Below are 26437 nucleotides of genomic sequence, written 5' to 3' on the forward strand. Positions count from 1 at the left end.
CGCCGTGCTGAACGTGACGCTCCCCCGGTCGCGCGCCGGGAAACGGACCTCGATGTCCAGGTCACCGGCGGTGCCGGCCGGAATGCTGTAGGCCCGGCGCCGATGTCCGCCGTATGAGGTTGTCCGCGCGGCGCCGTCTCCCCGAGTAGGACGGCGCCGTGCAGCTCTCTGCCTGGCTCAGCTTTCGGCCAGGATGTGCGAGAGCTCCGTGTCGAGATCGAAGTGACGATGCTCGGTGCCGGGTGGCACGGCTGCGTCGGTCCGCTTCAGGAACGACTCCAGGGCCCGCGCCGGGGCCTCGAGCAGTGCTTCGCCCTCCGGGGAGCTCAGCGCGATGCAGACGACGCCCTGGCCATGACTGCGTGACGGCCAGACTCTGACGTCGCCCGTGCCGGTGGGCCGGTGCAGCCCCTCGGCGAGAAGGTCGCGGGCGAAGACCCACTCGACCGTCTCTTCGGCTCCGGTGTGGAAGGTGGCGTGCACGGCATAAGGATCGGCCGTGTCATACCGCAGGCCCGCGGGTACAGGCAGTGAAGACTCGCTCGATACAACGAGGCGCAGGTGCAGCTCGCAGCTGACCGTGGTGTTCATAAGCGCCAGGGCCTTTCGCTCAGTGTGCGCTCGGGGATTCGCACGTCGGCGAAATCGACATGCCACCTACGGTGCCGTTGTAAACCCCTCTGACCGTTTTGTGATCCTTCATGTCGCTCGTACGGCGGTGTATTACTTTGGGTCATACGGCCATTCCGGTGACGTCACCCGATCCGGTACGTTTGGGTCCATGAATGCGGAGAGTGACGAGCGGGGGAAGGTCACGGCAGTGGCCTCCAACCCCGTGACGGGGGACGTAACGGCGCCGGAAGGGGCCGAGCCGGAGCTCGGGTCCCGTGCGCCCCATTTCATCAAGCGATCGAAGCCACTGCACCTGAGCTGGCAGGTCGGTGTCTTCGTGGTCGGCCTCGCGGTCGTCGGCGCCGGCATCGTGATGCTGCCGCTGCCGGGACCCGGCTGGCTGGTGATCTTCGGTGGCATGGCGATCTGGGCGACCGAGTTCGTCTGGGCCCAGCTGGTGCTGCGCTGGACCAAGCGCAAGGTCACCGAGGCGGCTCAACGGGCGCTCGATCCGAAGGTCCGCCGCCGGAACATCATCCTCACCACGATCGGTCTGGTGATCATCGCGGTGCTGGTCGGGATCTACGTGTGGAAGTTCGGTTTCGAGATGCCGTGGAAGATCGAGGAGTGAGGCGGAACGGGTCGGGGACCCTCCCCCGACGCGGCCGGGGGGACCCCCGCCATGGGGTAATGTTTGCGATGCGCCCGGGCGATTAGCTCAGTGGGAGAGCGCTTCGTTCACACCGAAGAGGTCACTGGTTCGAACCCAGTATCGCCCACCCGGACCGAAGGCCCCGGAGACCGACAGGTCTCCGGGGCCTTCGGCGTTGCCGCCTCAGTGCATCCGCCCCAGGGACTCCCGCAGCCTGCGCGCGTCCCGCAGCCGCTGCTCGTACGTGGCGCCCACCGCGAGGAGCAGCAGGCCCGCCAGCGCGGGCGGCAGCCACCGCGGCAGCGCACCGACGACCTGGACGACGTACGGCGCCAGCTCGTGCAGCGCGTCCAGGGCGAGGACCGCGCCGCCGAGCACCAGCAGCGCCTGGAGACGCAGCCGGGCGCCGGCGAGCGTGATCGCGAGCGCCGCGACGCCCAGCAGCAGCGGCCGCAGCCAGTGCTGGTCGCCCCAGGCGGCAACCAGGCTCGGCAGCAGCGTCGCGGCGAGCCCGGGGCCGTAGGCCGGCCACGAGGAGGCCGCGGGGTCACGGCGACGGCGCAGGACGCCGATGGCGAGCGCGGGGATCGTGACGGGCAGCGTGTACGCCTCCGGGGTGGAGACGTCCGACGCGGCCAGACGCACCCAGGTCGCCAGGACGAACAGCACCGTCGCGGTGGCGCCGGCCGGGATGCGGCGCTCGGGCCGCAGAGCCGCAGCGGCGGCGATGACACCGCAGAGCGCGAGGACCAGGGCGAGGGTCGGCCGGTCGCCGGCGGCGAGGACGATCGCGAGGAGACCCGCCGCCGCTCCGGTGCACTCCAGGGGCAGGGTGACGGGATGCGTGCGGAGCCGGGCGGCGAGCAGCGCGACGGTGGCGGGCACCAGCAGGATCAGCAACGCCGCCCGGTGGGGTGGGAATTCGGCCGCTCCGGCGCACGCGCCCAGCAGAGCGGTCGTGAACACGGCCGCCGCACAGGCGAGTACGGACCTGATCGCGGTGCCGGTCCGGGCGACGACCGCGGTCACGGTGAGCGCGGTGACGAGGGCGCCGAGCACGGTGAAGGTCGCCGGCCGGGTCGCGAGGGCCAGCACCGTCACGCCGGCCGCACCGGCCAGGCCGCAGGCGAGAGCGACGAGGGCGGTGACGGGGGAGCGCCGGGCGGCGAGCACCGGCATGCCGAGCGTGAGGGCGAGATGGACGGCGACGGCGAGGCCGTACCCGAGCCCGAAGGCGGGCGGTGTGACGACCACGGCGGCCCAGCCGAGTGCGAGGGCCCCGCCGCGGGCAAGATCGCGGTGGGACGGCCGGGCCGCGGCGGGATTGCCGGCGGCGGTCACCCAGGCGCCCCACGGGCCGGCGCCGGATGCGTCCTCCCCGCCCGCCGCCGTGCCGGGACGGTCCGACGACGCGGGCCGGTCCGTGCCGGTGGTCTTCTCGTCGGCTCCGGGCCGCTCCTCGTCGGGAGCGGTGCCTGCCGCCGGATCGGCGGCGGACGGGCCGGGCGCCGGATGAGGGCGGCCCGAGGAGAGCGATGCGTCCGGGGCGCGCCCGTGCGCGGTGGCCGCAGCGGGTCCGGCCGGCGGCACGGGAAATTCCGGGTGGCGCGAGAAGAGCACCAGCACGCCCGCGACCACGAGCAGGACGATCGGCGCGGACGTCAGGCCCTCCGCGGGGAGGTCCGTTCCGAGGGCGGCCCGGAAGTCCGACGGGGCACCCGACCAGATGTCCGGCAGCACCGAGAGCGGGCCCGCGAGGGTGACCAACAGCAGCGGCAGTGCGGCGAGGACGGCAAGGCTCTGGACCGCGGCCGACGCGTAGACCGGTCCCGGCACCAGACGCCGCGGCAGAGGCGAGCGGACGACACCCAACAGGGCCACCGCGCACAGCAGATAGGCGAGGGCGCCCCAGCCGTCGGGCACGGTGGCCCGTACGACGCCGCCCACTCCGGCGATCAGCGCGAGGCCGGCCACCGCCGACGCCGCGACCGTGGCCGCGGGCACGCGCCACGCCGTGAACATCGCGACACCGGCCGCGGCCGTCAGCAGCGCGGCCGGCGGGAGGGCCGCCGGCGGTCCGGAGGCCGTCACCGACTGCCCCAGGCCCAGAAGCAACGCCCCGCCGCCCGTCACCGCGGCACCGACCGGAGCGATCTCGCGGATACCGTCCCGCTTCACCCACACCGCGGCCGCGACATCGAGCGCGGCCGTCGCCAGCAGCGCCCACTCCATCGGAGGCGCACCCGCCGACCCGGTCAGCGACCAGAGCCCCAGCGGCAGTTGGGCGGTCACCGCGGCGACCGGCAGCGGAGTCCGCAGCCGGGGCAGTACGGAGGCGTACGCCGTCCAGGCCGCGGCGAGAACGGCCGTTGCCGCTGCCGAGTAGCCGAGCCCGCTCGTCTTTGGCAGAGCGACCGCGTGCAGTGCGTAGGCGTCCAGCACCATCAGCACCATGCCGAGTGCGGCCACCGACTCCGCGGTCGAGGTGAGTCCGCGGCGCACCAGCAGGGCCGGGGCGGCGAGCGCGGCCACCGTGACGGCGCCGAGCACCGCCGACCGTCCGCCGATGCCCATGTGACCCCAGCTGACGAGCGTGAAGGCGATCGCCGCGACGGCCAGCAGAATGCCGCCCAAGGTGAGCAGCAGATTCTGCACGTTCGGCGGTGACGTCTCGGCGGGTAGTGCGGCGGACCGCCGTCCGCCATGGGCCCATGCGCCCTGAGGCGGTGCGGCGACGGGCCGGATCAGGGTGAGCAGCCAGGCGCGGCGGGCCAGCAACTGGGCCCGGTGGGCGTCCAGTCGGGCCAGCTCGCGGTCGAGTATCGCCAGTTCCTCGGCGGGTGGCGGAACGTTGTCCATGCTCGGAGTGTGGCCCCGGCCACAGTGACGGACATGCGCGCGCGTACTCAGATCGCGTATGAGTACCGCTCCGGCCTGCCCCCCGCGCAGACTTGGGCCATGAACTGGTCTCACTACCGTTTTCGGAGCGTCTGGGATCTCGGGTCCACGCCCGCGGCCGTGTACGCGGTCCTCGAACGGGCCGAGGAGTACCCGCGCTGGTGGCCGCAGGTCCACGAGGTGACCCCGATCGACGAGGTGAGCGGTACCGCGCGCTTCCGCTCCTTCCTGCCGTACGACCTGTTCGTCACCGCCCGCGCCCGCCGGCGCGACCCGTCGGGGCTCGTGCTGGAGATCGGCTTGGAAGGCGACCTGGAGGGCTGGGTGCGCTGGACGCTCACCCCACGCGGGGAGGGCACCCGCGTCGTCTACGAACAGGAGGTGGAGGTACGGAAGCCGCTGATGAGGCGACTGGCGCTGCTGTGCCGGCCGGTCTTCCGCGCCAACCACGCGGCGATGATGCGCGGTGGCCGCCGCGGACTGGCGGCCTACCTGCGGACCGGCTGAAGAAGATTTGAAGGCAGGAGGCCGGGGCCTGTATGGTTCAGTCCGTTCCCGGGCGATTAGCTCAGTGGGAGAGCGCTTCGTTCACACCGAAGAGGTCACTGGTTCGAACCCAGTATCGCCCACCGGGAAGGGCCGGTCCGTCACCGACGGACCGGCTTCTCTGTTGTACGGGGCCGTGCCCCGCGGACGTACGCGTCAGGCGGCGGCGGGCAGTTCGGGCCGCAGCGGCCAGGCCGGGTCCACCGTCTCCGGGGTGCCGCTTCGGGCGAACCACGCCTGAAGCCCCCGCGCCTGCGCCGCGTGCCACACCGCCTGGAGCGTGTGCAGCTCGGCCGCGGACAGCCGCTCCGTCCGGGTGGCGAAGCGGCGGCCCACCGCACGGGTCACCTCCATGGCCGCCAGGGCGTCGGCGGCCGCGTCGTGCGCTTCGTCGAGCACCACCTCGTACTGCGCGCACAGATCGGTCAGGGTGCGCTTGCCCTTGCGGTAGCGGTCCAGGTGTTTGTCCAGTACCCGCGGATCGAGCACGCACAGCGGCTTGTTCTCCAGATAGCGGGCGAGCGACGAGGCACGGTGCCGTCGCAGCTCACGGTCGAGCATGGTCAGATCGAACGGAGCGTTCATCACCACCAGCGGCCGGGACGCGGCGCACTGCTCGGCCAGGGTGCGGGCTATCTCCTCCATCACCGGCGCCGGCCAGCGGCCGTTGCGCTGAAGATGGCCGTCGGTCAGACCGTGGATCTCGGTCGCCCCGGGCGGTACGGGAACGCCGGGGTTGACCAGCCAGCGGGTGATACGCGGGCGTCCACCCGCCATGTCCTGTACGACGACCGCCGCCGAGACGATGCGGTCCTCCTCTACGTCGACTCCGGTGGTTTCGGTGTCAAATGCGGCCAGCGGGCCGTCGAACCAGTGCGTCATCCCCGAACTCCTCGCACACGTCTGGCAGATGGAGAAATCCCCTGCCCGAATCCGTGATACCCGGGCCGTTTGCGCCGTACGCCGGGCGGTGACAACACAGATGACAGACAAAGAAATTGACGCTCTGTCGTCTGGACTTCGATTCAGTACCGCCCGGAAGGCACGAAGAGCAATGGCTCTCCCGCAGCCCGAATTTGGGGGTACCTCCCGTGCCGAAAGCGTCGGGGGAGGGCTGCTGTCCCCACGGACGGCACCACTGCGCGGCTCACTCGCCACCACCGCCTGCATGGAGACCCTCCAGGTGGGATATCTCCACGCCGTCGCGGCCGCGGCCGGATGCTCGCTCTCCCAGCCCTTTCCGGACAACGGCATCGACTGGCACGTCAGTCACAGCTCGGCCGGTCACACCGTCGACGACGAGGTGACGATAAAGGTGCAGTTGAAATGCACCTATCAGATCCCTCCGCATCCGCCGGGTCCCGCTTTCTCCTTCACGCTCGACAACGACCATCTGGTGAAGCTGGCCCGCACCCCGGTGTCCGTGCACAAGATCCTCGTCGTGATGCTCGTTCCGCGGACCCAGGACGAATGGCTGCGCGCCAGCCATGACCGGCTCGATCTGCGCCACTGCTGCTACTGGACCAACCTGGCCGGCGCCGCGGTGACGGGCAGGCGCAGGACCACAGTGCGGATTCCGACCACACGGATCTTCGACGACCGTGCGCTCTGCGAGATCATGACGCGCGTCGGGGCGGGAGGGAGACCTTGATGGACCGGCCCTTCGACGAATCTGTACGGCCGCATCCGACCGCGGAGGTGCCAGGACCCTGGTACGGAGGCGAACCGGATCCCGCCCAGGTCGACCCCGTCGTCCTGGGCGCGCTGCTCGACCGGCACGGCTGGCGGCGCCGCGGGGGAGCGGCGGGCCGCTATGCCCGCTGGACACCGCCCGGTCCGTCCGTGGGCGGCACGAGTCTGCTCGTCCCCGAGAGCAGGTCCTTCCCCGACTGCGAGGACCTGCTGTCCGAGGCGCTCGTCGCGCTCGCGCGCAGCGCCGCCCCCTCGGCCCGCGAGGTGCTGGTCGGGCTCACCCTGCCCAGCGACGAGATCCGCTGGTGGCGCGATGTGCCGCAGGGGCCCTCGGGCGCCGCTGCCTGGACCGTGCAGGAACAGATGCGCGCGGCCGCCCGGCAGATGCTGCTGGCGGGCGCTCTCGCGGCACGCGGCCGGGCCGGATATTACGGCGCGCGCCACCGGCGGCAGGCTCAGGCCTCGCTCGAAGGCGTACTGGTCGGGCCCGCTCCGGGCGGACGCAGTCTCACCGCCTTCGTGCCCGTGGCCGGGGGCCGTGCCGTCGTGGTGCGGCTCCACCACGCGCTCCAGGCGGCCCGGGAGGCCACCGACTACAAGCGGGCCACCGGCGGTATGGAGGCCTTCGACCAGGCGGTCGAGCTGGGTGTCAGCCGCGAGCTGACCGAGGCTGTCATCGCGCTCGTCCGCGGCTCGGAGGGGGCGCGGATCGAGTTGGCGTGGTCGCCCGCGGCCGGGGTCCCCGAAGGGTGCGCTCCCGTCAGCGAGCCGGTGGAGTTCTCGCCCGGGGACCTGCCGGCCCTGCGGGAGGCGGGGGCCCGCTATCTCCAGGACGAGCCGTCGGTGCCGGTGCGGATCACGGGCACGGTGATCCGGATGCGCCGCTCGGGGCCGCGGGGACCGGGGACCGTACGGCTGCGGGTGCTGGCCGGGGCGGAGGTGCCGCACATCCGGGTGGCGCTGGAGGAGGACGCGTACCGCACCGCCGGTCATGCCCATCTCGTCGGACTGCCCATCCGGGTCGTCGGCCGGCTGGAGAGCCGGGGCGGTTTCCGCCGCCTCACGGACGCCACGAATGTGACGCCCGTCCAGGTCGACGATGCCGAGCGGGACCGGCTGATGAAGTCGCTCCACGAGAATCTGGACTTCTTCGAGGACGCCTGCGGCGCGGGTGAGTGACGAGCGGGGCCCGTGAGCGGGAGGCCGCGGCGAGGGTGGAACCGTTTCGCGGGCGGCCCCCTCGGCTCGGTACGATTCAGGCGCGCGCAGTGTCCACTGCCGCAGCCCCCTCAGTCAGGAGAGACCGGTGTCAGACGTCCGTGTGATCATCCAACGCGATTCCGAGCGGGAAGAGCGCGTGGTGACGACGGGCACTACGGCTGCCGAGCTCTTCACCGGCGAGCGCACCGTCGTCGCGGCAAGGGTCGCCGGTGAGCTGAAGGACCTGGCGTACGAGGTCGGGGACGGCGAGGAGATCGAGCCCGTCGAGATCTCCTCCGAGGACGGTCTCAACATCCTGCGGCACTCCGCCGCGCACGTCATGGCGCAGGCCGTGCAGGAGCTCTTCCCCGAGGCGAAGCTGGGCATCGGCCCGCCCGTCAGGGACGGTTTCTACTACGACTTCGACGTCGAGAAGCCCTTCACGCCGGAGGACCTCAAGGCCGTCGAGAAGAAGATGCAGGAGATCCAGAAGCGCGGTCAGCGCTTCTCGCGTCGGGTGGTGAGCGACGAGGCGGCCCGCGAGGAGCTGGCCGGTGAGCCGTACAAGCTGGAGCTCATCGGGCTCAAGGGCTCCGCCTCCTCCGACGACGGCGCGGACGTCGAGGTCGGCGCCGGCGAGCTGACCATCTACGACAACCTCGACGCCAAGACGGGCGAGCTGTGCTGGAAGGACCTCTGCCGAGGTCCGCACCTGCCCACCACCCGCAACATCCCGGCGTTCAAGCTGATGCGCAACGCCGCCGCGTACTGGCGCGGCAGCGAGAAGAACCCGATGCTCCAGCGCATCTACGGCACCGCCTGGCCCTCCAAGGAGGAGCTGAAGGCGCACCTGGAGTTCCTCGCCGAGGCCGAGAAGCGCGACCACCGCAAGCTCGGCAGCGAACTGGACCTGTTCTCCATCCCGGAGCAGATCGGCTCGGGCCTCGCGGTCTTCCACCCCAAGGGCGGCGTCATCCGCCGGGTCATGGAGGACTACTCGCGCCGCCGGCACGAGGAGGAGGGGTACGAGTTCGTCTACACCCCGCACGCCACCAAGGGGAAGCTGTTCGAGACCTCGGGCCACCTGGACTGGTACGCCGACGGCATGTACCCGCCCATGCAGCTCGACGAGGGCGTGGACTACTACCTCAAGCCCATGAACTGCCCCATGCACAACCTGATCTTCGACGCACGCGGCCGGTCCTACCGTGAACTGCCGCTGCGGCTCTTCGAGTTCGGCACTGTGTACCGCTACGAGAAGTCGGGCGTCGTGCACGGCCTCACCCGGGCCCGCGGCTTCACGCAGGACGACGCGCACATCTACTGCACCAGGGAGCAGATGGCGGACGAGCTCGACTCGACGCTGACCTTCGTGCTGGACCTGCTGCGCGACTACGGTCTGACCGACTTCTACCTCGAACTCTCCACCAAGGACCCGGAGAAGTTCGTCGGCTCCGACGAGGCGTGGGAGGAGGCCACCGAGACGCTGCGCAAGGTGGCCGAGAAGCAGGGCCTCCCGCTGGTCCCGGACCCGGGCGGCGCCGCGTTCTACGGCCCGAAGATCTCGGTCCAGACGAAGGACGCCATCGGCCGGACCTGGCAGATGTCGACCATCCAGCTCGACTTCAACCTGCCGGAGCGCTTCGACCTGGAGTACACCGGGCCCGACGGCACCAAGCAGCGCCCGGTCATGATCCACCGCGCGCTGTTCGGCAGCATCGAGCGCTTCTTCGCGGTGCTGCTCGAGCACTACGCGGGTGCGTTTCCGGCGTGGCTCGCTCCGGTCCAGGCGGTCGGCATCCCGGTCGGCGACGCCCACGTCCCGTACCTCCAGGAGTTCGCCGCGGAGGCGAAGAAGAAGGGCCTGCGGGTCGAGGTGGACGCGTCCTCGGACCGGATGCAGAAGAAGATCAGGAACCAGCAGAAGCAGAAGGTCCCGTTCATGATCATCGTCGGTGACGACGACATGAACGCGAACACGGTCTCGTTCCGCTACCGCGACGGTTCGCAGGAGAACGGCATTCCGCGCGAAGAGGCTCTCGCGAAGCTGGTGCAGGTCGTCGAGGACCGCGTCCAGGTCTGACCGAAGGTCTACGGCCGCCGGCCGTCGGAAGCCCCCGGGGTGCCCCCCGGGGGCTTCTTCTCCTCGTCCAGCGCGAACGTCTGGAGCAGCCAGGACGAGAACGACCCCGTCACCGCGCCCAGCAGCGCGACACCGCCCACCATCATCCCCACCGCCACCAGACGCCCGCGCGGGGTCACCGGAGTCATGTCGCCGTAGCCGACCGTCGTCACGGTCGAGGACGTCCACCAGACCGCGTCGCCGAAGGTCCGGATCGTCGCCCCGGGCGCATGGCGCTCGTCGTGGTAGACGCTGAGCGCTCCGGCGAAGCCCAGCAGCAGCGCCGACAGTCCGGCGTACGCGATGACCCGGGCGTGCAGGGGCAGCCGGGCATGCGTGTGGCGGCGCTGCACCGCCTCGTAGATCTTGACGATCCGCAGGGGCCGCAGCAGCGGAAGCACGACGACGATCGCGTCCATCACGTGCCGGCGGACGAACGCGAGGCCCTCACCGCTCAGCACCCACCGCACCACGTAGTCCACGACGAACAGGGTCCACGACGCATAGGTGACGGCCTCACAGAGGCCGTACCAACCGGCCGGAAGGTTCTCCGCGAGGACCCGGACCGTGAACGAGGCGAGGAAGAGCGCCGAGGCGGCGAACATCGGGAGCTCGATACGCCGCTGCCAGCGCTCCAGCGGGCTTTCGTCGGTCATCGCCCCAGCATCGCGGGGTGCGCCGTGGGCCGCCCCCGGCGACACGCCCCATCGGGGCGAAGCCATATGCTGCACAGCATGACCAGTGAGCCGGAGCAGCAGATCGGAGTGGGGACGCCGGACGCGTTCCAGCGTCTGTGGACGCCCCACCGGATGGCGTACATCCAGGGCGAGAACAAGCCGACCGGCCCCGGCGCCGAGGACGGCTGTCCCTTCTGCTCCATTCCCGCGAAATCCGATGAGGACGGGCTCGTCATCGCCCGCGGCTCGCACGTCTACGCGGTGCTCAACCTCTACCCGTACAACGGGGGGCACCTGATGGTGGTGCCGTTCCGCCATGTCGCGGACTACACGGAGCTGGACGACGCGGAGACCGCCGAACTGGCGGCGTTCACCAAGCGGGCCATGACCGCTCTGCGCAACGCGTCCGGCGCGCACGGCTTCAACATCGGCATGAACCAGGGTTCCGTCGCCGGCGCCGGGATCGCCGCGCATCTGCATCAGCACGTCGTGCCGCGATGGGGCGGGGACACCAACTTCATGCCGGTCGTCGGGCACACCAAGGTCCTGCCGCAGCTGCTCGCGGACACTCGCACGATGCTCGCCGAGGCCTGGCCCGCCTAGGGGCTGTACGACAGCCGCCGGGCCCTTCGCGAAGGGCCCGGCGTTCTGCTGTCCGCCCGATCGCCGGGCTGTGCGTCGTACGGGCCTACGCGTCGTAGAGGTCGGCCTTGCGCGGCGTCGGGTCCTGGACGAAGGTGCTGACCACCATGGAGCGGTTCCCGAAGCGGGCCGTGTCCACGCCGTTCTCCTCCAGCACCTTGATCGCCGCCGCGTGGGCCACCCGCAGCACCGGGGTGGCGGCGCGCATCGCGTCGTCCGCCATGAAGCGGTGCCGCCAGGGCTGGTCCGCCCAGGCGTGCCGCAGTCCGAACGGCTCGGGGAGCACCAGCTTGCCGCCGAGGAAGTCGAGCAGCGGCGGGTACCAGGTGAAGGGCGCCCGCACCGCGAGGCGCACCACCTCACGGGTCTCCACCAGCGGAAGCTGGCGGTCTACGGTCTCCCAGAAGCGGACCGTCTTGCTCACCGTCACGGTCTTGGGCGAGGGTTTGGTCGTGAACAGCGGATGCACCGGCCCGAGAGCGTGGCCGGTGACCTCGATACGCAGGGTCTCGTGGAGCACGGTGACCGTGATCATCATGGTGATCACCAACTGGCCGTCCCAGAGCGTGAACTGCACGCCCAGGTAGTGCCGGTTGCCACCGCCGAACTGCTGGTGGTTGCAGATGCGCTGTATCTCGTGGCCCTTGACCTGGAAGGCCTCCACGTCCTGGCCCTCCGGCCGCGCCACTTCCTTGGCGTTCTCGCCGACGGGGGAGACGATCCAGTGCTTGACCGACGGCTTGGGGAAGCCGCCCGAGTTCAGCGGTCCGCGCTCCAGCATCTTCATCTTGTCGTGTATCGCGCGCACGACGTCCCAGCTGCGGAACTGGTTGATGTCCTTGCCCGGCTCCTTGGAGACCAGCTCCTCGGCCATCTGCCAGCTGCCCCACCGCGTGCCCATGCCGAGTATGCCCTTGGGGCCTGCGTAGAAGACCGAGTTGGACTGCTGCTCGGCGGTGAGCTTCTCCAGGCCTTGGCGCAGTTGCTCGCGCGCGGTCTCGTTCGGGTGTCCGGGGACGGCCTCGGGGACCTTGGCGCCGATGCCGCCGCCCGCGAGGAGCGCTTCCCAGCGGGCCCGCATGTCCTTCGCCGTCGCTTCGCAGACCCGCTTGGCGAGCATCCATCCCACGATGGGGGCGACGAGCATGACGCGCAGATACAGCGCCCAGAAGCCGCCGAAGGGCAGCTTGAACAGGAAGAGGGCGATCAGCCCGCCGACGGCGACGAGCAGCAGCGTGCCGAGGGCTCCCGCGCTCTTGTTCTGGGCGCCCGCGAGGGTCCGGCGGAGCTGGAAGACGGCCATCCACAGCAACAGCCCGGGCAGGAAGACCAGCCCGAACAGCACCATGATGCCGGTCAGTTTGCTGTCCCGCTCCTTGCGTATGCCGGTGGCCGCGAGGCAGTGCTCGACGACGGACTGCGGCTCGGTCCCGAAGGACTGGATCAGCGCCTTGCGGGCGCCCCCCAGCGTCCGTGTCTGCACGGCACGGGAGAACGCCTCGCCCAGATTCGGCTCGAAGAGCGAGAACTTGCCCGGCTTCACGACGGACGTGTGCCATTCGTTGTTCGCCTTGAGGATCTCGGCCACCGGCCCATCGCGGTACGCCGCCGAGGCGAGGGCATGCGTCGCCGCGGTCTGCCCGGCGGCGCCCGTCAGCGGCACCTGCGCCCCTGGACTGAAGTCGAAACCGTCGCTCGCCACTGCCGCCCCCTCGCCGCGCTGCATCCGCACTGCGGCCTGTTCCCAACTACCGTGCCTCGCACACCTGCTGAGCTGCGCAGCTCAGGGTATCGGGGGCGCACGGCATTCGTCACAGGACGGCCCGATGCCGTCCGCCGCACGGTCGCCGGCGGACGGCACCCTCGTCTACGAGCCGTTCCCGCCCTGGCGACGCACCTTGTCCGCCACCTGCTGCGGCATCGGTTCGTGACGGGCGTACGCGCGGGAGAACTGGCCCGTGCCGTGGGAGATCGAGCGCAGATCGACGGCGTACCGCCCGATCTCGATCTCGGGCACCTCGGCCCGCACCAACGTGCGTGAGCCGCTGGTCTGTTCGGTGCCGACGACCCGGCCGCGCCGTCCCGACAGGTCGCTCATCACCGGCCCGACGTACTCGTCCGACACCAGCACCTGCACCTCGGCCACCGGCTCCAGCAGATGGATGCGGACGTCCGCCGAAGCCTCGCGCAGCGCGAGCGCGCCCGCCGTCTGGAACGCGGCGTCGGAGGAGTCGACCGAGTGCGCCTTGCCGTCCCGCAGCGTGATCCGTACGTCGACGAGCGGATATCCGGCGGCGACGCCGCGCGCCGCCTGGGCGCGCACTCCCTTCTCCACGGACGGGATGAACTGCCGGGGGACCGCGCCTCCCACCACCTTGTCGACGAACTCGATGCCGGAACCAGCCGGCAGGGGCTCCACGTCGATCTCGCAGATCGCGTACTGGCCGTGTCCGCCGGACTGCTTCACATGCCGCCCGCGCCCGGTCGACTTCCCGCCGAACGTCTCGCGCAGCGACACCTGGTACGGGACGACGTCGACCTGGACGCCGTAGCGGCTGCGCAGCCGCTCCAGGGCCACGTCCGCGTGCGCCTCGCCCAGACACCACAGCACGACCTGGTGCGTGGCCTGGTTCTGCTCCAGCCGCATCGTCGGGTCCTCGGCCACCAGCCGTGCCAGGCCCTGGGAGAGCTTGTCCTCGTCCGCCTTGCTGTGCGCCTGGATGGCCAGCGGCAGCAGCGGGTCGGGCATCGTCCACGGTTCCATCAGCAGCGGATCGTCCTTGGACGAGAGCGTGTCGCCCGTCTCCGCGCGGGAGAGCTTCGCGACACAGGCGAGGTCTCCGGCGAAGACGTGGCCGAGTGGACGCTGCTGTTTGCCGAAGGGCACGGAGAGCGCGCCGACGCGTTCGTCGACGTCGTGGTCCTCGTGCCCGCGGTCGGACAGTCCGTGCCCCGACACGTGCACCGTCTCGTCGGGCCGCAGGGTGCCGGAGAAGACGCGGACGAGCGAGAGCCGGCCGACGTACGGGTCGGACGCCGTCTTGACGACCTCGGCCACCAGCGGGCCGTCGGGGTCGCAGCTGATCTGCGGGCGCGGCGCGCCCGAGGGGGTGGTGACGACCGGGGACTGCGGCTCCAGCGGAGTGGGAAAACCGCCGGTGATCAGTTCGAGGAGTTCGACCGTGCCGAGGCCCTGCTTGGCGCCGTCGGCCGCCGGGGCCGCGGCCAGGACCGGGTGGAAGATGCCGCGCGCGACGGCCTTCTCCAGATCGGTGATGAGGGTCTTGATGTCGATGTCCGCGCCCGTGAGGTAGCGATCCATCAGGGTCTCGTCCTCGCTCTCGGCGATGATCCCCTCGATGAGCCGGTTGCGGGCCTCCTGAAGCAGCGGCGCCTGGTCCGGGTCGGGCGGTGTCTCCACGCGCTCGCCTGAGGTGTAGTCGAAGATCTTCTGGGAGAGCAGCCCCACCAGGCCGGTGACGGGTGCGTGCCCGTCCGGATGCTGGGGTCCGTACTGTGGCAGATACAGCGGCAGTACGGCGTCGGGGTCGTCGCCGCCGAAGATCCCGCCGCAGACCCGGGTCAGCTCCTCGAAGCCGGTCCGCGCTGTCTCCAGGTGGGTGACGACGATGGCGCGCGGCATGCCCACCGCGGCGCACTCCTCCCAGACCATGCGGGTCGCGCCCGCGATCGCCTCGGGCTCCTGGGCCGCCGAGACAACGAAAAGGGCCGCGTCCGCGGCTCGCAGACCGGCCCTGAGCTCCCCGACGAAGTCGGCGTATCCGGGAGTGTCCAGGAGATTGATCTTGTACCCGCCCCATTCGACGGGGACCAGTGACAGCTGTACGGAGCGTTGCTGCCGGTGTTCGATCTCGTCGTAGTCGGAGACGGTCCCGCCGTCCTCCACCTTTCCTGCCCGGTTGACCGCTCCCGCGGTGAGCGCGAGAGCCTCGATCAACGTCGTCTTTCCCGATCCGCTGTGGCCGACCAGCACCACGTTCCGTACGGATGAGGGCCGGTCGGCCGTCGCCGCCCTGCCGGCGGCTCCGGTGTGTCCACTCGCCTTGTCGCCCATGATTCTTGCCTCCCGATCGATTGCACGGTGAGGAGAGAGGGGCCGCGGGCGTACGAAGCCGTGACTGTGGCCTCCGGACGGCATCCAGGGGCAGCTCCGGCGGTGCCCGCAGTCGTCTTTCGAGCTTTCCACTCAGGTCACAATGCGTCCATACGTCGTACGCCGTCGTGCGGGGCGGGTGCGCGGCGGTGGAGCGCTTCGGTCCTGGCTACGATGGGCCAGCCGGTGGCCAATGGGGCCGCTCGGCGACCGACCCCCGGGAAGGCCATGCTGAACAAGTACGCGCGTGCATTCTTCACGCGTGTCCTCACGCCGTTCGCCGCATTTCTGCTCCGTCGAGGGGTGAGCCCGGACGCGGTGACGCTCATCGGCACGGCCGGAGTGATGGCGGGTGCGCTGGTCTTCTTCCCACGCGGAGAGTTCTTCTGGGGCACGATCGTCATCACGATGTTCGTGTTCTCGGACCTCGTCGACGGCAACATGGCCCGCCAGGCCGGTGTGTCGAGCCGCTGGGGAGCATTTCTGGACTCCACCCTCGACCGGGTCGCCGACAGCGCGATCTTCGGCGGTTTCGCGCTCTGGTACGCGGGCAGCGGCAACGACAACGTGCTCTGTGCCGTGGCGATCTTCTGCCTGGCGAGCGGGCAGGTCGTCTCGTACACCAAGGCACGGGGAGAATCGATCGGCCTGCCGGTCGCCGTCAACGGTCTGATCGAACGCGCCGAGCGGCTGGTGATCTCCCTGGTCGCGGCGGGACTCTCCGGCCTCCACGCCTTCGGCGTGCCCGGCATCGACATCCTGCTGCCGATCGCGCTGTGGATCGTGGCCGTCGGCAGCCTGGTGACCCTGGGACAGCGGGTGGTCACGGTGCGCCGGGAGTCGGCCGAGGCCGACGCCGCGGCGGCGCACGGGAGCGAGGCTGAGGCGACGTGATGCGGGACCGGCTGACCGACGGGCTCTACGGACTGGGCTGGAGCAGCGTCAAGAAGCTGCCCGAGCCGGCCGCCGCCGCGCTCGGCAGGAACATCGCCGACATCGCCTGGAAGCGCCGCGGCAAGAGCGTGCTGCGGCTGGAGTCCAACCTCGCCCGGGTCGTCCCCGACGCGGATCCCGCGCGCCTCGCCGAGCTGTCGAAGGCCGGCATGCGCTCCTACATGCGGTACTGGATGGAGTCCTTCCGTCTGCCCACCTGGAGCGCCGACCGCGTCAGGGAAAGCGTCGTGATCCACGACATCGACCGTCTGACGGACGGCATCGCGTCGGGCCGCGGGGTGATCCTCGCGTTGCCGCACCTGGCGAACTGGGACCTCGCCGGGGTGTGGTTGACCCGGGCGCTGGGTGTTCCGTTCACCACGGTCGCCGAGCGGCTGAAGCCGGAGACGCTGTACGACCGTTTCGTGGCCTACCGCGAGAGCCTCGGCATGGAGGTCCTGCCGCACGCCGGCGGCTCCGCCTTCGGCACGCTGGCCCGTCGGCTGCGGGCCGGAGGACTGGTGTGCCTGGTCGCCGACCGCGACCTGTCGTCCAGCGGCGTCGAGGTGAAGTACTTCGGCGAGACGGCCCGGATGCCCGCGGGACCCGCGATGCTCGCGCAGCAGACCGGGGCCCTGCTGTTCCCGGCCACCCTCTGGTACGGCGACGCGCCGATGATGTACGGCCGCGTCCACCCGGCACTCGACGTACCCGAGACAGGTACCCGGGCCGAGAAGACGTCCTCCATGACACAGGCACTGGCCGACGCCTACGCCGCCGGCATCGCCGACCACCCGGAGGACTGGCACATGCTGCAGCGGCTGTGGCTCGCCGATCTCGAGCCCCAGGAGGAGCGGACGTGAGGATCGGCATCGTCTGCCCGTACTCCTGGGACGTACCGGGCGGCGTCCAGTTCCACATCAGGGACCTGGCCGAACACCTGATCCGGCTCGGCCACGAGGTGTCGGTGCTGGCGCCGGCGGACGACGAGACACCGCTCCCGCCGTACGTGGTCTCCGCGGGGCGGGCCGTGCCCGTCCCGTACAACGGCTCGGTGGCCCGGCTGAACTTCGGCTTCCTGTCGGCGGCGCGGGTGCGGCGCTGGCTGCACGACGGCACCTTCGACGTCATCCACATCCACGAGCCCGCGTCCCCGTCGCTCGGCCTGCTCAGCTGCTGGGCGGCGCAGGGGCCGATCGTGGCGACGTTCCACACCTCGAACCCGCGTTCGCGGGCGATGATCGCCGCGTATCCGATCCTCCAGCCCGCGCTGGAGAAGATCAACGCCCGGATCGCGGTCAGCGAGTACGCCCGCAGGACTCTCGTCGAGCACCTCGGCGGCGACGCCGTCGTCATCCCCAACGGCGTGGACGTCGGCTTCTTCGAGGGCGCCGAACCCAAGGCCGAGTGGCAGTCGGACACCGCGCGCGACCCGGACGCCGGTGACGGAGGGCGGCGCGGCGGCACGATCGGGTTCATAGGGCGTATCGACGAGCCCCGCAAGGGCCTGCCGGTGCTGATGAAAGCGCTGCCGAAGATCCTCACCGAGTGCCCGGACACCCGGCTCCTGGTGGCGGGCCGGGGCGACGAGGACGAGGCCGTCGCGTCCCTGCCGAAGGAGATGCGCGGCCGCGTCGAGTTCCTCGGCATGGTCAGCGACGAGGACAAGGCGCGGCTGCTGCGCAGCGTCGACCTCTACATCGCGCCCAACACCGGGGGCGAGAGCTTCGGGATCATCCTCGTCGAAGCCATGTCGGCGGGTGCGCCGGTGCTCGCCAGCGACCTGGACGCCTTCGCCCAGGTCCTGGACCAGGGATCGGCGGGCGAGCTGTTCGCCAACGAGGACGCGGACGCGCTGGCGAGTGCCGCGGTCCGGCTGCTCGGTGACCCCGCTCGGCGGGCCGAGCTGCGGGAGCGGGGCAGCAAGCACGTACGCCGTTTCGACTGGTCGACGGTCGGCGCGGACATCCTCTCGGTCTACGAAACGGTGACGGACGGCGCCGCCTCGGTGGCGGCGGACGAACGGCCCGGCTTCCGCGCCCGTTTCGGCCTGGCGCGGGACTGAGCCCGCCTCCGAAGGGCCCCGCCGCAACGCTCCGGTGACGGCGGGGGCCCGGGCGTGGGGCGCGGCGCGGGAGCCCTCGGACCGGGGCGGTAGCCTTGCCGCCCGTGACCGCAACCCTTATCTGGATCGTCGTCGGCCTCGTCCTGATCGGCCTGTATCTGAGCTGGACCGCCGGACGGCTGGACCGGCTGCACGCCCGCATCGACGCCGCCCGCGCCGCCCTCGACGCCCAGCTCGTGCGCCGCGCCTCGGTCACCCAGGAACTGGCGACCTCCGGTGTGCTCGACCCGGCCGCGTCGATCGTCCTCTACGAGGCGGCGCACGCCGCCCGCCAGGCCGAGGAGGAGCAGCGCGAGGTTGCCGAGAGCGAGCTGAGCGCCGCGCTGCGGGCCGTCTTCTCCGAGACCGTGCAGATCGAGGCGGTGCGCGAGGTGCCGGGCGGCGAGGGCGCCACGCTGGAGCTGGCGCAGACCGTGCGCCGGGTCCCGATGGCACGGCGGTTCCACAACGACGCGGTGCGCGCGGCGCGCGCCCTGCGTCGTCATCGCACGGTCCGCTGGTTCCGGCTGGCCGGTCATGCGCCGTTCCCGCTGGCCTTCGAGATGGACGACGAGGCCCCGGTCGCACTGGCGGACCGGCCGGGCACCTGAACTGTCCAGGCGCACCCGGCCTGTCCAGGTGTGACGCGGTACAACCCTTGGTGCGCCGGATACCACTCAGGCGTGAGGCGGTACTCGCGCATCCAGGCGCGGCCCGGCACCCGAGGGGTCCAGGCGTCGCCCGGTACCTCACGTATCCAGGCGCGAAGGGTCCCTCCCCTTCACTCCAGCGGTGAAAACGATCCACCGGCTGTTCATTGGCCCTTGCAGTGGCCTGGTCGGTGAATGTTCCATCTGTTTTGCACCGACTGTCGTCACCGAGTGAGGTCCCTTCCGTGTCCAGTACGCCCCCCAGCACCCCGCAGTCCACCGACTCCCCGGCCACCGGCACCGCCCGCGTCAAGCGCGGCATGGCCGAGCAGCTCAAGGGCGGCGTCATCATGGATGTGGTCAACGCCGAGCAGGCGAAGATCGCCGAGGACGCGGGCGCCGTGGCCGTCATGGCCCTGGAGCGCGTTCCGGCCGACATCCGCAAGGACGGCGGCGTGGCCCGGATGTCCGACCCGAACATGATCGAAGAGATCATCGAGGCCGTGTCCATCCCCGTCATGGCCAAGTCCCGGATCGGCCACTTCGTCGAGGCCCAGGTGCTCCAGTCCCTCGGCGTCGACTACATCGACGAGTCCGAGGTGCTGACCCCGGCCGACGAGGTCAACCACTCCGACAAGTGGGCCTTCACCACCCCGTTCGTGTGCGGTGCCACCAACCTGGGTGAGGCCCTGCGCCGTATCGCCGAGGGCGCGGCCATGATCCGCTCCAAGGGCGAGGCCGGCACGGGCAATGTCGTCGAGGCCGTCCGCCACCTGCGCCAGATCAAGAACGAGATCGCCCGTCTGCGCGGCTTCGACAACAACGAGCTCTACGCCGCCGCCAAGGACCTCCGCGCCCCCTACGAGCTGGTCAAGGAGGTCTCCGAGCTGGGCAAGCTGCCGGTGGTCCTCTTCTCCGCAGGCGGTGTGGCCACCCCCGCCGACGCCGCGCTCATGCGTCAGCTCGGCGCCGAGGGTGTCTTCGTGGGCTCGGGCATCTTCAAGTCCGGCGACCCCGCCAAGCGCGCCGCCGCCATCGTGAAGGCCACCACCTTCTACGACGACCCGAAGATCATCGCGGACTCCTCCCGCGACCTGGGCGAGGCCATGGTCGGCATCAACTGCGACACCCTCCCCGAGGCCGAGCGCTACGCCAACCGAGGCTGGTAATGACCTCGCCCGTCATCGGAGTTCTGGCCCTCCAGGGCGACGTACGGGAGCACCTGATCGCCCTGGCCGCGGCGGACGCCGTGGCCAGGCAGGTGCGGCGTCCCGAGGAACTCGCCGAAGTCGACGGCCTCGTCGTCCCCGGCGGCGAGTCCACCACCATGTCCAAGCTCGCGGCGCTCTTCGGCATGACCGAACCGCTGCGCGAGCGGGTGCGCTCCGGTATGCCCGTGTACGGCACCTGCGCCGGTCTGATCATGCTCGCCGACAAGATCCTCGACCCGCGATCGGGCCAGGAGACGCTCGGCGGCATCGACATGATCGTCCGCCGCAACGCCTTCGGCCGCCAGAACGAGTCGTTCGAGGCGTCCGTCGAGCTGCGTGGGATCGCGGACGGCCCGGTCGAGGGCGTCTTCATCCGGGCCCCGTGGGTGGAGTCGGTGGGCGCCGAGGTCGAGGTGCTGGCGGAACACGACGGCCACATCGTCGCCGTGCGCCAGGGCAATGCGCTGGCGACGTCCTTCCACCCCGAACTCACCGGAGACCACCGGGTGCACGGCCTGTTTGTGGACATGGTGCGCGCCGCCTGGTGACGCCGTCCCGGTAGGATCTCTGCCGAACGACGCAGCAATGGGTTACGCGAAGGAGACAGGCAGATGTCCGGCCACTCTAAATGGGCTACGACGAAGCACAAGAAGGCCGTGATCGATGCCAAGCGCGGCAAGCTCTTCGCGAAGCTGATCAAGAACATCGAGGTTGCGGCCCGTACGGGCGGTGCCGACGTCGACGGCAACCCGACCCTCTTCGACGCCATCCAGAAGGCCAAGAAGAGCTCGGTCCCGAACAAGAACATCGACTCCGCGGTCAAGCGCGGCGCGGGCCTGGAGGCCGGTGGCGCCGACTACGAGACGATCATGTACGAGGGCTACGGGCCGAACGGCGTCGCGGTGCTCATCGAGTGCCTCACCGACAACCGCAACCGCGCGGCCTCCGACGTGCGTGTCGCCATGACCCGCAACGGCGGCTCGATGGCCGACCCCGGCTCCGTCTCCTACCTCTTCAACCGCAAGGGCGTCGTCATCGTCCCCAAGGGCGAGCTGGGCGAGGACGACGTCCTCGGCGCCGTGCTGGACGCGGGCGCCGAGGAGGTCAACGACCTCGGTGAGTCCTACGAGGTCCTCAGCGAGGCCACCGACCTGGTCGCGGTGCGCACCGCGCTCCAGGAGGCCGGTATCGACTACGACTCGGCCGAGGCCAACTTCGTCCCGACCATGCAGGTCGAGCTGGAGGAAGAGGGCGCTCGCAAGATCTTCAAGCTGATCGACGCGCTGGAGGACAGCGACGACGTGCAGAACGTCTTCGCCAACTTCGACGTCTCGGACGAGGTCATGGAGAAGGTCGACGCCTGATCCGCTTCGTACGACGGGCCGACGGGACACATCCGTCGGCCCGTCGTCGTTCCGGCGCGTTGTCAGCGCGAGCGGATAGCCTGCACGAACAGGGGGTACCTCCCGGCGCCGGCCGGGGGAGGACGGAGGAGGACGGCGTGCGTGTGCTGGGGGTGGACCCGGGACTGACCCGGTGCGGTGTGGGGGTCGTCGAGGGAGTGGCGGGCCGTCAGCTGACCATGCTGGGCGTCGGAGTGGTGCGCACCCCCGCGGACGCCGAGCTCGGCCGCCGCCTGGTCGCCGTCGAGCAGGGCATCGAGCGGTGGTTGGACGAGTACCGTCCCGAACGGGTCGCCGTGGAGCGGGTGTTCAGCCAGCACAACGTCCGCACCGTCATGGGCACCGCCCAGGCCAGTGCCGTCGCCATGCTCTGCGCGTCCCGCCGGGGCATCCCCGTCGTCCTGCACACCCCCAGCGAGGTGAAGGCCGCCGTCACCGGCAGCGGCCGTGCCGACAAGGCCCAGGTGGGTGCCATGGTGACCCGGCTGCTGCGGCTCGACGCCCCGCCGAAGCCCGCCGACGCGGCGGACGCCCTCGCCCTCGCCATCTGTCACATCTGGCGCGCACCCGCGCAGAACCGCCTGCAGCAGGCTGTCGCCCTGCACGCATCGAAAGGCCGTACCGCATGATCGCCTTTGTCAGCGGCCCGGTGGCCGCCCTCGCTCCCACCACCACGGTCATCGAGGTGGGCGGCGTCGGCATGGCCCTCCAGTGCACGCCCAACACCCTGTCCGCGCTGCGCATCGGCCAGGACGCCAAGCTCGCCACCTCCCTTGTCGTGCGGGAGGACTCGCTCACCCTGTACGGCTTCGCCGACGACGACGAGCGGCAGGTCTTCGAGCTGCTCCAGACGGCGAGCGGTGTCGGCCCGCGGCTCGCCCAGGCCATGCTGGCCGTGCACACCCCCGACGCCCTGCGGGTGGCGGTGGCGACCGGCGACGAGAAGGCGCTCACCGCCGTCCCCGGTATCGGCAAGAAGGGCGCGCAGAAGCTGCTGCTGGAGCTGAAGGACCGCCTCGGAGAGCCGCTCGGCGCGCACATCGGCAAGCAGGGCATCGGCACGGCCATCTCCGCCTCCTGGCGCGATCAACTGCACGGCGCGCTGATCGGACTGGGCTATGCCACCCGCGAGGCCGACGAGGCGGTGGCCGCGGTCGCGCCGCAGGCCGAGGCCGCGGCGGGCGAGCCCGTGGTGGGTCAGCTCCTCAAGGCCGCGCTCCAGTCGCTGAACCGCACGAGATGACCCGCGGGCGCGTCCGCGCGCCTGCCGGCCCCCGGCCCTCCCGTCCGTGCGGAGCACGGCCCGGGACGGACGACCCCGACCACCCCGCGGCGAGAGCGCCGCGACGACCTCGCGAGGCACCTCCGCAGTGAACTGGGACGACACCACCCCGGCCCCCGCCGACGAAGCGCCCTTTGCCGCCGACCGGCGGCTCGTCGGCCCGTCGGCCGACGGCGAGGACCAGGCCGTCGAGGCGGCTCTGCGGCCGAAGTCCCTCGATGAGTTCGTGGGCCAGGAGCGGGTGCGAGAGCAGCTCGACCTGGTCCTCAAGGCCGCCCTCGCCCGCGGCGCCACCGCCGACCACGTCCTGCTCTCCGGCGCCCCCGGACTCGGCAAGACCACCCTCTCCATGATCATCGCCGCCGAGATGAAGGCCCCGATCCGCATCACCTCGGGCCCCGCCATCCAACACGCCGGCGACCTGGCGGCGATCCTCTCCTCGCTCCAGGAGGGCGAGGTCCTCTTCCTCGACGAGATCCACCGGATGTCACGGCCCGCCGAGGAAATGCTCTACATGGCCATGGAGGACTTCCGCGTCGACGTCATCGTCGGCAAGGGGCCCGGCGCCACCGCCATCCCGCTGGAGCTGCCGCCGTTCACCCTGGTCGGCGCCACCACCCGGGCAGGACTGCTGCCCCCGCCGCTGCGCGACCGGTTCGGCTTCACCGCGCACATGGAGTTCTACGACCCCGCCGAGCTGGAGCGCGTCATCCACCGCTCCGCCCAGCTCTTGGACCTGGAGATCGAGTCCGACGGCGCCGCCGAGATCGCCGGCCGCTCCCGTGGCACGCCCCGCATCGCCAACCGCCTGCTGCGCCGCGTACGCGACTACGCGCAGGTCAAGGCGGACGGACTGATCACCCGGGACATCGCGGTCGCGGCACTCAAGGTGTACGAGGTGGACGCCCGGGGCCTCGACCGTCTGGACCGGGCGGTCCTCCAGGCGCTGCTCAAGCTCTTCGGCGGCGGCCCGGTGGGCCTGTCGACGCTCGCGGTGGCCGTGGGGGAGGAGCGCGAGACCGTGGAGGAGGTCGCCGAGCCCTTCCTCGTACGGGAGGGACTGCTGGCCCGCACCCCGCGCGGACGGGTCGCGACCCCTGCCGCGTGGGCCCATCTCGGCCTCGTCCCGCCGCAGCAGGCCCCCGGCGCAAGCGGACAACCGGGGCTGTTCGGGACGTGACGGCGCGGATACTCGCCGGGCAGGAACCACGGTGCGATGCTGGGCGTTGTTCCTTTGATGCGGACTCGCTTAGACTCCGCCGATGCCGCCCTTCCAGGGTCGGCGTACCCACCCCCGTAGATAAGGCCGCCTCATCGGTGCGGTCGTGTGAAGGAAGTTTCTTCCCGTGAGTCTCGTGACCCTCCTCCCCTTCATCGTGCTCATCGGGGCCATGTTCCTGATGACCCGGTCCGCCAAGAAGAAGCAGCAGGCTGCTGCGCAGATGCGCAACCAGATGCAGCCCGGCACCGGTGTCCGGACGATCGGGGGGATGTACGCCACCGTCAAGGAGCTGCACGACGACGCCGTGCTGCTCGAAGTCGCTCCCGGCGTCCACGCCATGTACGCGAAGAACGCCATCGGCGCGGTCCTCGACGACGACGAGTACAACCGCATCGTGCACGGCGACGACGCTGCTCGGATCGACGACCCGATCGTGCCGGACGACGCGTCCTCGCTGACCGGCACGACCGGAACCGACGACGCCAAGATCGACCTCGGCAAGAAGCCCGAGGCCGACGCGGCGGACGAGGCCGGCGTCAAGGACGCCGACGCCACCGACACGGAGCCCAAGGACGGCAAGGCCGACGGCGAGAAGTAGTCATGATCGGGGATCGCGGGGGCACTTTCCGGTGCCCTGCGGTCCCCGGGTCGTGTTGACTTCTGCGGGGGCAGGTCCCCACAACACTTCGTGGCCGCCCCGGCGCACAACCGGCGTGGGGGCGGTTGGACAGGGAGAAACGAGAAGGTGGCAGCACCGAACAGGGGCCGAAGGCCCGCGGGGGCTCAGGGGAAGCCGGGGCGCGTCCTCGCTCTGATCCTGATCGCCATGGTCGCGCTGACCGGTGGGATGTTCTGGTCCGGGCACACCACGCCTCGCCTGGGCATCGACCTGGCCGGCGGTACGACGATCACGCTGGCCGCGAAGGCGGAGCCCGGCAAGGAAAGCGCGATCAACGAGACCAACATGAACACGGCGGTCGAGATCATCGAACGCCGTGTCAATGGTCTCGGTGTCTCGGAGGCCGAGGTTCAGACCCAGGGCCGCGAGAACATCATCGTCAACATCCCGAAGGGGACGAACTCCGAGCAGGCCCGTAAGCAGGTCGGTACCACCGCCCAGCTCTACTTCCGGCCCGTCATGACCGTCGCCGCGGGTGGCCCGACCGCCCCGCAGCCCAAGCCCAGCCCGAGTGCCTCCGCGCCGGACAAGGCCACGGACAAGGGCGGCGCCGACAAGGCGACCTCCCCGACGCCCAGCACCAGCGCCACCACGCAGGGCCGCGCCGTCACCGACGGGCTGAAGGCCCCGACGCCCACGCCCAGCGGCTCCGCCACCGACAAGCCGGCCCCGACGCCGAGCGCCCCGGCCGGCACCGCCGCCCTGGAGAAGAGGTTCACCGACCTCAACTGCCTCGACCAGACCGAGCGCGGCAACGTGGGCGAGGGCGTCAAGCCCGAGGAGCCCACGGTCGCCTGTGGCAAGAACAGCGCCGGGCAGTGGGAGAAGTACATCCTCGGCCCCGCCGAGGTGAGTGGTAAGGACGTCGACGACGCCAAGGGCCAGCTGGACCAGCAGCGCGGCATGTGGATCGTCACGATGGACTTCACCAGCGCCGGCTCGAAGAAGTTCCAGGCGATCACCAGCAAGCTCTCGCAGCAGCCGTCGCCGCAGAACCAGTTCGCGATCGTCCTCGACGGCGAGGTCGTCTCGGCCCCGCAGGTCAACCAGACGCTCAGCGCCAACGCCGAGATCTCCGGAAGCTTCGACCAGCAGTCGGCACAGGACCTCGGCAACATCCTGTCCTACGGTGCGCTGCCCCTCAGCTTCGAGGAGCAGAGCGTCACCACCGTCAGCGCGGCCCTCGGCGGCGAGCAGCTCCAGGCCGGCCTCATCGCCGGTGCCATCGGCCTCGCGCTGGTCATCATCTACCTGGTGGTCTACTACCGCGGTCTGTCAGTGGTGGCGATCCTCAGCCTCTTGGTCTCGGCCGCCCTCACCTACTCGCTGATGGCCCTGCTCGGCCCGGCCATCGGGTTCGCGCTGAACCTGCCCGCGGTGTGTGGTGCGATCGTTGCCATCGGTATCACCGCCGACTCGTTCATCGTGTACTTCGAACGCATAAGGGACGAGATCCGCGAGGGCCGTACGCTGCGGCCCGCCGTGGAGCGTGCCTGGCCGCGCGCCCGGCGCACCATCCTGGTCTCCGACTTCGTGTCGTTCCTCGCCGCCGCTGTGCTCTTCGTGGTCACCGTCGGCAAGGTCCAGGGCTTCGCGTTCACCCTCGGTCTGACCACCCTGCTCGACGTGGTCGTGGTGTTCTTCTTCACCAAGCCGGTCATGACGCTCCTCGCCCGTACGAAGTTCTTCTCCGGCGGCGGCTCCTGGTCCGGGCTCGACCCGCAGCGCCTCGGTGCCAAGCCCCCGCTGCGCCGCACGCGCCGCACCTCCGCCCCCACCGACCCGAAGGAGGCGTGAG

24 protein-coding genes and 2 tRNA genes are annotated in these 26437 nt (G+C 70.7%); 20 read left to right on the top strand and 6 right to left on the bottom strand.

The features are described 5' to 3' along the window. Window positions 1-177 precede the first annotated feature (177 nt). Window positions 178-591, bottom strand: a complete 414-nt coding sequence (locus tag ABTX78_RS34310) for an SsgA family sporulation/cell division regulator (RefSeq protein ID WP_003959770.1) — start codon at window positions 589-591, stop codon at window positions 178-180. Window positions 592-781: 190 nt separating this feature from the next. Between ABTX78_RS34310 and ABTX78_RS34315 the strand changes: the two genes are divergently transcribed. Both ABTX78_RS34315 and ABTX78_RS34320 read left to right on the top strand, forming a co-directional pair. After that, on the top strand, window positions 782-1243 hold the full coding sequence (locus ABTX78_RS34315; protein ID WP_352210691.1) for a TIGR02611 family protein: 462 nt from the start codon (window positions 782-784) through the stop codon (window positions 1241-1243). Window positions 1244-1319: 76 nt separating this feature from the next. Further along, window positions 1320-1391, top strand: a tRNA-Val gene (locus tag ABTX78_RS34320). 56 nt (window positions 1392-1447) lie between these two features. Here the strand turns inward: ABTX78_RS34320 and ABTX78_RS34325 are convergent. Further along, window positions 1448-4123 carry an SCO7613 C-terminal domain-containing membrane protein gene (locus ABTX78_RS34325; protein WP_352210692.1) on the bottom strand — a complete coding sequence of 892 codons (2676 nt, stop codon included), beginning with the start codon at window positions 4121-4123 and terminating at the stop codon, window positions 1448-1450. A 99-nt stretch (window positions 4124-4222) separates the two neighbouring features. Between ABTX78_RS34325 and ABTX78_RS34330 the strand changes: the two genes are divergently transcribed. Both ABTX78_RS34330 and ABTX78_RS34335 read left to right on the top strand, forming a co-directional pair. Then, window positions 4223-4669: an SRPBCC family protein gene (locus ABTX78_RS34330; protein ID WP_352210693.1), complete on the top strand. Its 447-nt coding sequence runs from the start codon at window positions 4223-4225 to the stop codon at window positions 4667-4669. Between the two features lie 50 nt (window positions 4670-4719). Then, window positions 4720-4791, top strand: a tRNA-Val gene (locus ABTX78_RS34335). A gap of 73 nt (window positions 4792-4864) precedes the next feature. Here the strand turns inward: ABTX78_RS34335 and ABTX78_RS34340 are convergent. Continuing rightward, complete coding sequence (locus ABTX78_RS34340) at window positions 4865-5590, bottom strand: 3'-5' exonuclease (RefSeq protein ID WP_352210694.1); 726 nt, start codon at window positions 5588-5590, stop codon at window positions 4865-4867. A gap of 172 nt (window positions 5591-5762) precedes the next feature. Between ABTX78_RS34340 and ABTX78_RS34345 the strand changes: the two genes are divergently transcribed. From ABTX78_RS34345 to thrS, 3 genes are all read left to right on the top strand, one after another. Continuing rightward, window positions 5763-6359 (top strand): DUF4365 domain-containing protein, encoded by a 597-nt coding sequence (locus ABTX78_RS34345; protein ID WP_352210695.1) that lies wholly within the window; start codon window positions 5763-5765, stop codon window positions 6357-6359. After that, window positions 6359-7579, top strand: a complete 1221-nt coding sequence (locus tag ABTX78_RS34350; protein WP_352210696.1) for a hypothetical protein — start codon at window positions 6359-6361, stop codon at window positions 7577-7579. The genes ABTX78_RS34345 and ABTX78_RS34350 overlap by 1 nt, the downstream gene beginning before the upstream one ends. A gap of 127 nt (window positions 7580-7706) precedes the next feature. Next, a complete protein-coding gene (gene thrS / locus ABTX78_RS34355) occupies window positions 7707-9683 on the top strand; it encodes a threonine--tRNA ligase (RefSeq protein ID WP_352210697.1) in 1977 nt (658 codons plus the stop codon). Window positions 9684-9691: 8 nt separating this feature from the next. On the opposite strand, the gene ABTX78_RS34360 is transcribed toward thrS, so the two are convergent. Beyond that, a complete protein-coding gene (locus ABTX78_RS34360; RefSeq protein ID WP_352210698.1) occupies window positions 9692-10378 on the bottom strand; it encodes a potassium channel family protein in 687 nt (228 codons plus the stop codon). Between the two features lie 66 nt (window positions 10379-10444). On the opposite strand from ABTX78_RS34360, the gene ABTX78_RS34365 reads away from it, so the two are divergent. Further along, window positions 10445-11002, top strand: coding sequence for an HIT family protein (locus ABTX78_RS34365; protein WP_352210699.1), 558 nt, complete (start codon window positions 10445-10447; stop codon window positions 11000-11002). A gap of 85 nt (window positions 11003-11087) precedes the next feature. On the opposite strand, the gene ABTX78_RS34370 is transcribed toward ABTX78_RS34365, so the two are convergent. Further along, window positions 11088-12743, bottom strand: a complete 1656-nt coding sequence (locus tag ABTX78_RS34370) for an AbeC-like domain-containing protein (RefSeq protein ID WP_352210700.1) — start codon at window positions 12741-12743, stop codon at window positions 11088-11090. Between the two features lie 165 nt (window positions 12744-12908). Next, entirely contained in the window at window positions 12909-15116 is a 2208-nt protein-coding gene (locus ABTX78_RS34375) for an elongation factor G-like protein EF-G2 (RefSeq protein WP_352210701.1), read from the bottom strand. A 213-nt stretch (window positions 15117-15329) separates the two neighbouring features. On the opposite strand from ABTX78_RS34375, the gene pgsA reads away from it, so the two are divergent. The 12 genes from pgsA (at window position 15330) to secD (ending at window position 26436) form a co-directional block, all read left to right on the top strand. After that, on the top strand, window positions 15330-16049 hold the full coding sequence (gene pgsA / locus ABTX78_RS34380) for a phosphatidylinositol phosphate synthase (protein WP_352210702.1): 720 nt from the start codon (window positions 15330-15332) through the stop codon (window positions 16047-16049). After that, window positions 16049-16951: a phosphatidylinositol mannoside acyltransferase gene (locus tag ABTX78_RS34385; protein ID WP_352210703.1), complete on the top strand. Its 903-nt coding sequence runs from the start codon at window positions 16049-16051 to the stop codon at window positions 16949-16951. Before pgsA ends, ABTX78_RS34385 begins: the two co-directional genes overlap by 1 nt. Beyond that, window positions 16948-18153, top strand: coding sequence for a glycosyltransferase family 4 protein (locus ABTX78_RS34390; RefSeq protein WP_352210704.1), 1206 nt, complete (start codon window positions 16948-16950; stop codon window positions 18151-18153). The genes ABTX78_RS34385 and ABTX78_RS34390 overlap by 4 nt, the downstream gene beginning before the upstream one ends. Window positions 18154-18257: 104 nt before the next feature. After that, the gene (locus tag ABTX78_RS34395) at window positions 18258-18803 is read left to right on the top strand and encodes a hypothetical protein (protein ID WP_352210705.1); all 546 of its coding nucleotides are present in this window, start codon (window positions 18258-18260) and stop codon (window positions 18801-18803) included. 284 nt (window positions 18804-19087) lie between these two features. After that, on the top strand, window positions 19088-20011 hold the full coding sequence (pdxS, locus tag ABTX78_RS34400; protein ID WP_352210706.1) for a pyridoxal 5'-phosphate synthase lyase subunit PdxS: 924 nt from the start codon (window positions 19088-19090) through the stop codon (window positions 20009-20011). After that, window positions 20011-20601 (top strand): pyridoxal 5'-phosphate synthase glutaminase subunit PdxT, encoded by a 591-nt coding sequence (gene pdxT, locus ABTX78_RS34405; protein WP_352210707.1) that lies wholly within the window; start codon window positions 20011-20013, stop codon window positions 20599-20601. The genes pdxS and pdxT overlap by 1 nt, the downstream gene beginning before the upstream one ends. Before the next feature lie 63 nt (window positions 20602-20664). Continuing rightward, window positions 20665-21417 (top strand): YebC/PmpR family DNA-binding transcriptional regulator, encoded by a 753-nt coding sequence (locus tag ABTX78_RS34410; RefSeq protein ID WP_352210708.1) that lies wholly within the window; start codon window positions 20665-20667, stop codon window positions 21415-21417. A gap of 137 nt (window positions 21418-21554) precedes the next feature. Beyond that, window positions 21555-22085, top strand: a complete 531-nt coding sequence (ruvC, locus tag ABTX78_RS34415) for a crossover junction endodeoxyribonuclease RuvC (RefSeq protein WP_352210709.1) — start codon at window positions 21555-21557, stop codon at window positions 22083-22085. Beyond that, window positions 22082-22699 carry a Holliday junction branch migration protein RuvA gene (ruvA, locus tag ABTX78_RS34420; RefSeq protein ID WP_352210710.1) on the top strand — a complete coding sequence of 206 codons (618 nt, stop codon included), beginning with the start codon at window positions 22082-22084 and terminating at the stop codon, window positions 22697-22699. The genes ruvC and ruvA overlap by 4 nt, the downstream gene beginning before the upstream one ends. A gap of 127 nt (window positions 22700-22826) precedes the next feature. Further along, window positions 22827-23918, top strand: a complete 1092-nt coding sequence (gene ruvB, locus ABTX78_RS34425) for a Holliday junction branch migration DNA helicase RuvB (protein WP_352210711.1) — start codon at window positions 22827-22829, stop codon at window positions 23916-23918. A gap of 166 nt (window positions 23919-24084) precedes the next feature. Then, window positions 24085-24558, top strand: coding sequence for a preprotein translocase subunit YajC (gene yajC, locus ABTX78_RS34430; protein WP_352210712.1), 474 nt, complete (start codon window positions 24085-24087; stop codon window positions 24556-24558). Window positions 24559-24705: 147 nt separating this feature from the next. Beyond that, on the top strand, window positions 24706-26436 hold the full coding sequence (gene secD / locus ABTX78_RS34435; protein ID WP_352210713.1) for a protein translocase subunit SecD: 1731 nt from the start codon (window positions 24706-24708) through the stop codon (window positions 26434-26436). Window position 26437 lies beyond the last annotated feature (1 nt).

It is taken from the genome of Streptomyces sp. NPDC096193, assembly GCF_040302905.1.
Taxonomy (GTDB): Bacteria; Actinomycetota; Actinomycetes; order Streptomycetales; family Streptomycetaceae; genus Streptomyces.

Coding starts and splice junctions, on each gene's coding strand:
- ABTX78_RS34375 (WP_352210701.1), bottom strand. CDS start 15,116: ATGGGCGACAAGGCGAGTGGACACACCGGAGCCGCCGGCAGGGCGGCG.
- ABTX78_RS34345 (WP_352210695.1), top strand. CDS start 5,763: ATGGCTCTCCCGCAGCCCGAATTTGGGGGTACCTCCCGTGCCGAAAGC.
- ABTX78_RS34360 (WP_352210698.1), bottom strand. CDS start 10,378: ATGACCGACGAAAGCCCGCTGGAGCGCTGGCAGCGGCGTATCGAGCTC.
- ABTX78_RS34340 (WP_352210694.1), bottom strand. CDS start 5,590: ATGACGCACTGGTTCGACGGCCCGCTGGCCGCATTTGACACCGAAACC.
- ABTX78_RS34385 (WP_352210703.1), top strand. CDS start 16,049: ATGCGGGACCGGCTGACCGACGGGCTCTACGGACTGGGCTGGAGCAGC.
- ABTX78_RS34315 (WP_352210691.1), top strand. CDS start 782: ATGAATGCGGAGAGTGACGAGCGGGGGAAGGTCACGGCAGTGGCCTCC.
- pdxT (WP_352210707.1), top strand. CDS start 20,011: ATGACCTCGCCCGTCATCGGAGTTCTGGCCCTCCAGGGCGACGTACGG.
- ABTX78_RS34310 (WP_003959770.1), bottom strand. CDS start 591: ATGAACACCACGGTCAGCTGCGAGCTGCACCTGCGCCTCGTTGTATCG.
- ABTX78_RS34325 (WP_352210692.1), bottom strand. CDS start 4,123: ATGGACAACGTTCCGCCACCCGCCGAGGAACTGGCGATACTCGACCGC.
- ABTX78_RS34330 (WP_352210693.1), top strand. CDS start 4,223: ATGAACTGGTCTCACTACCGTTTTCGGAGCGTCTGGGATCTCGGGTCC.
- ABTX78_RS34350 (WP_352210696.1), top strand. CDS start 6,359: ATGGACCGGCCCTTCGACGAATCTGTACGGCCGCATCCGACCGCGGAG.
- ruvA (WP_352210710.1), top strand. CDS start 22,082: ATGATCGCCTTTGTCAGCGGCCCGGTGGCCGCCCTCGCTCCCACCACC.
- ABTX78_RS34365 (WP_352210699.1), top strand. CDS start 10,445: ATGCTGCACAGCATGACCAGTGAGCCGGAGCAGCAGATCGGAGTGGGG.
- pgsA (WP_352210702.1), top strand. CDS start 15,330: ATGGGCCAGCCGGTGGCCAATGGGGCCGCTCGGCGACCGACCCCCGGG.
- ABTX78_RS34410 (WP_352210708.1), top strand. CDS start 20,665: ATGTCCGGCCACTCTAAATGGGCTACGACGAAGCACAAGAAGGCCGTG.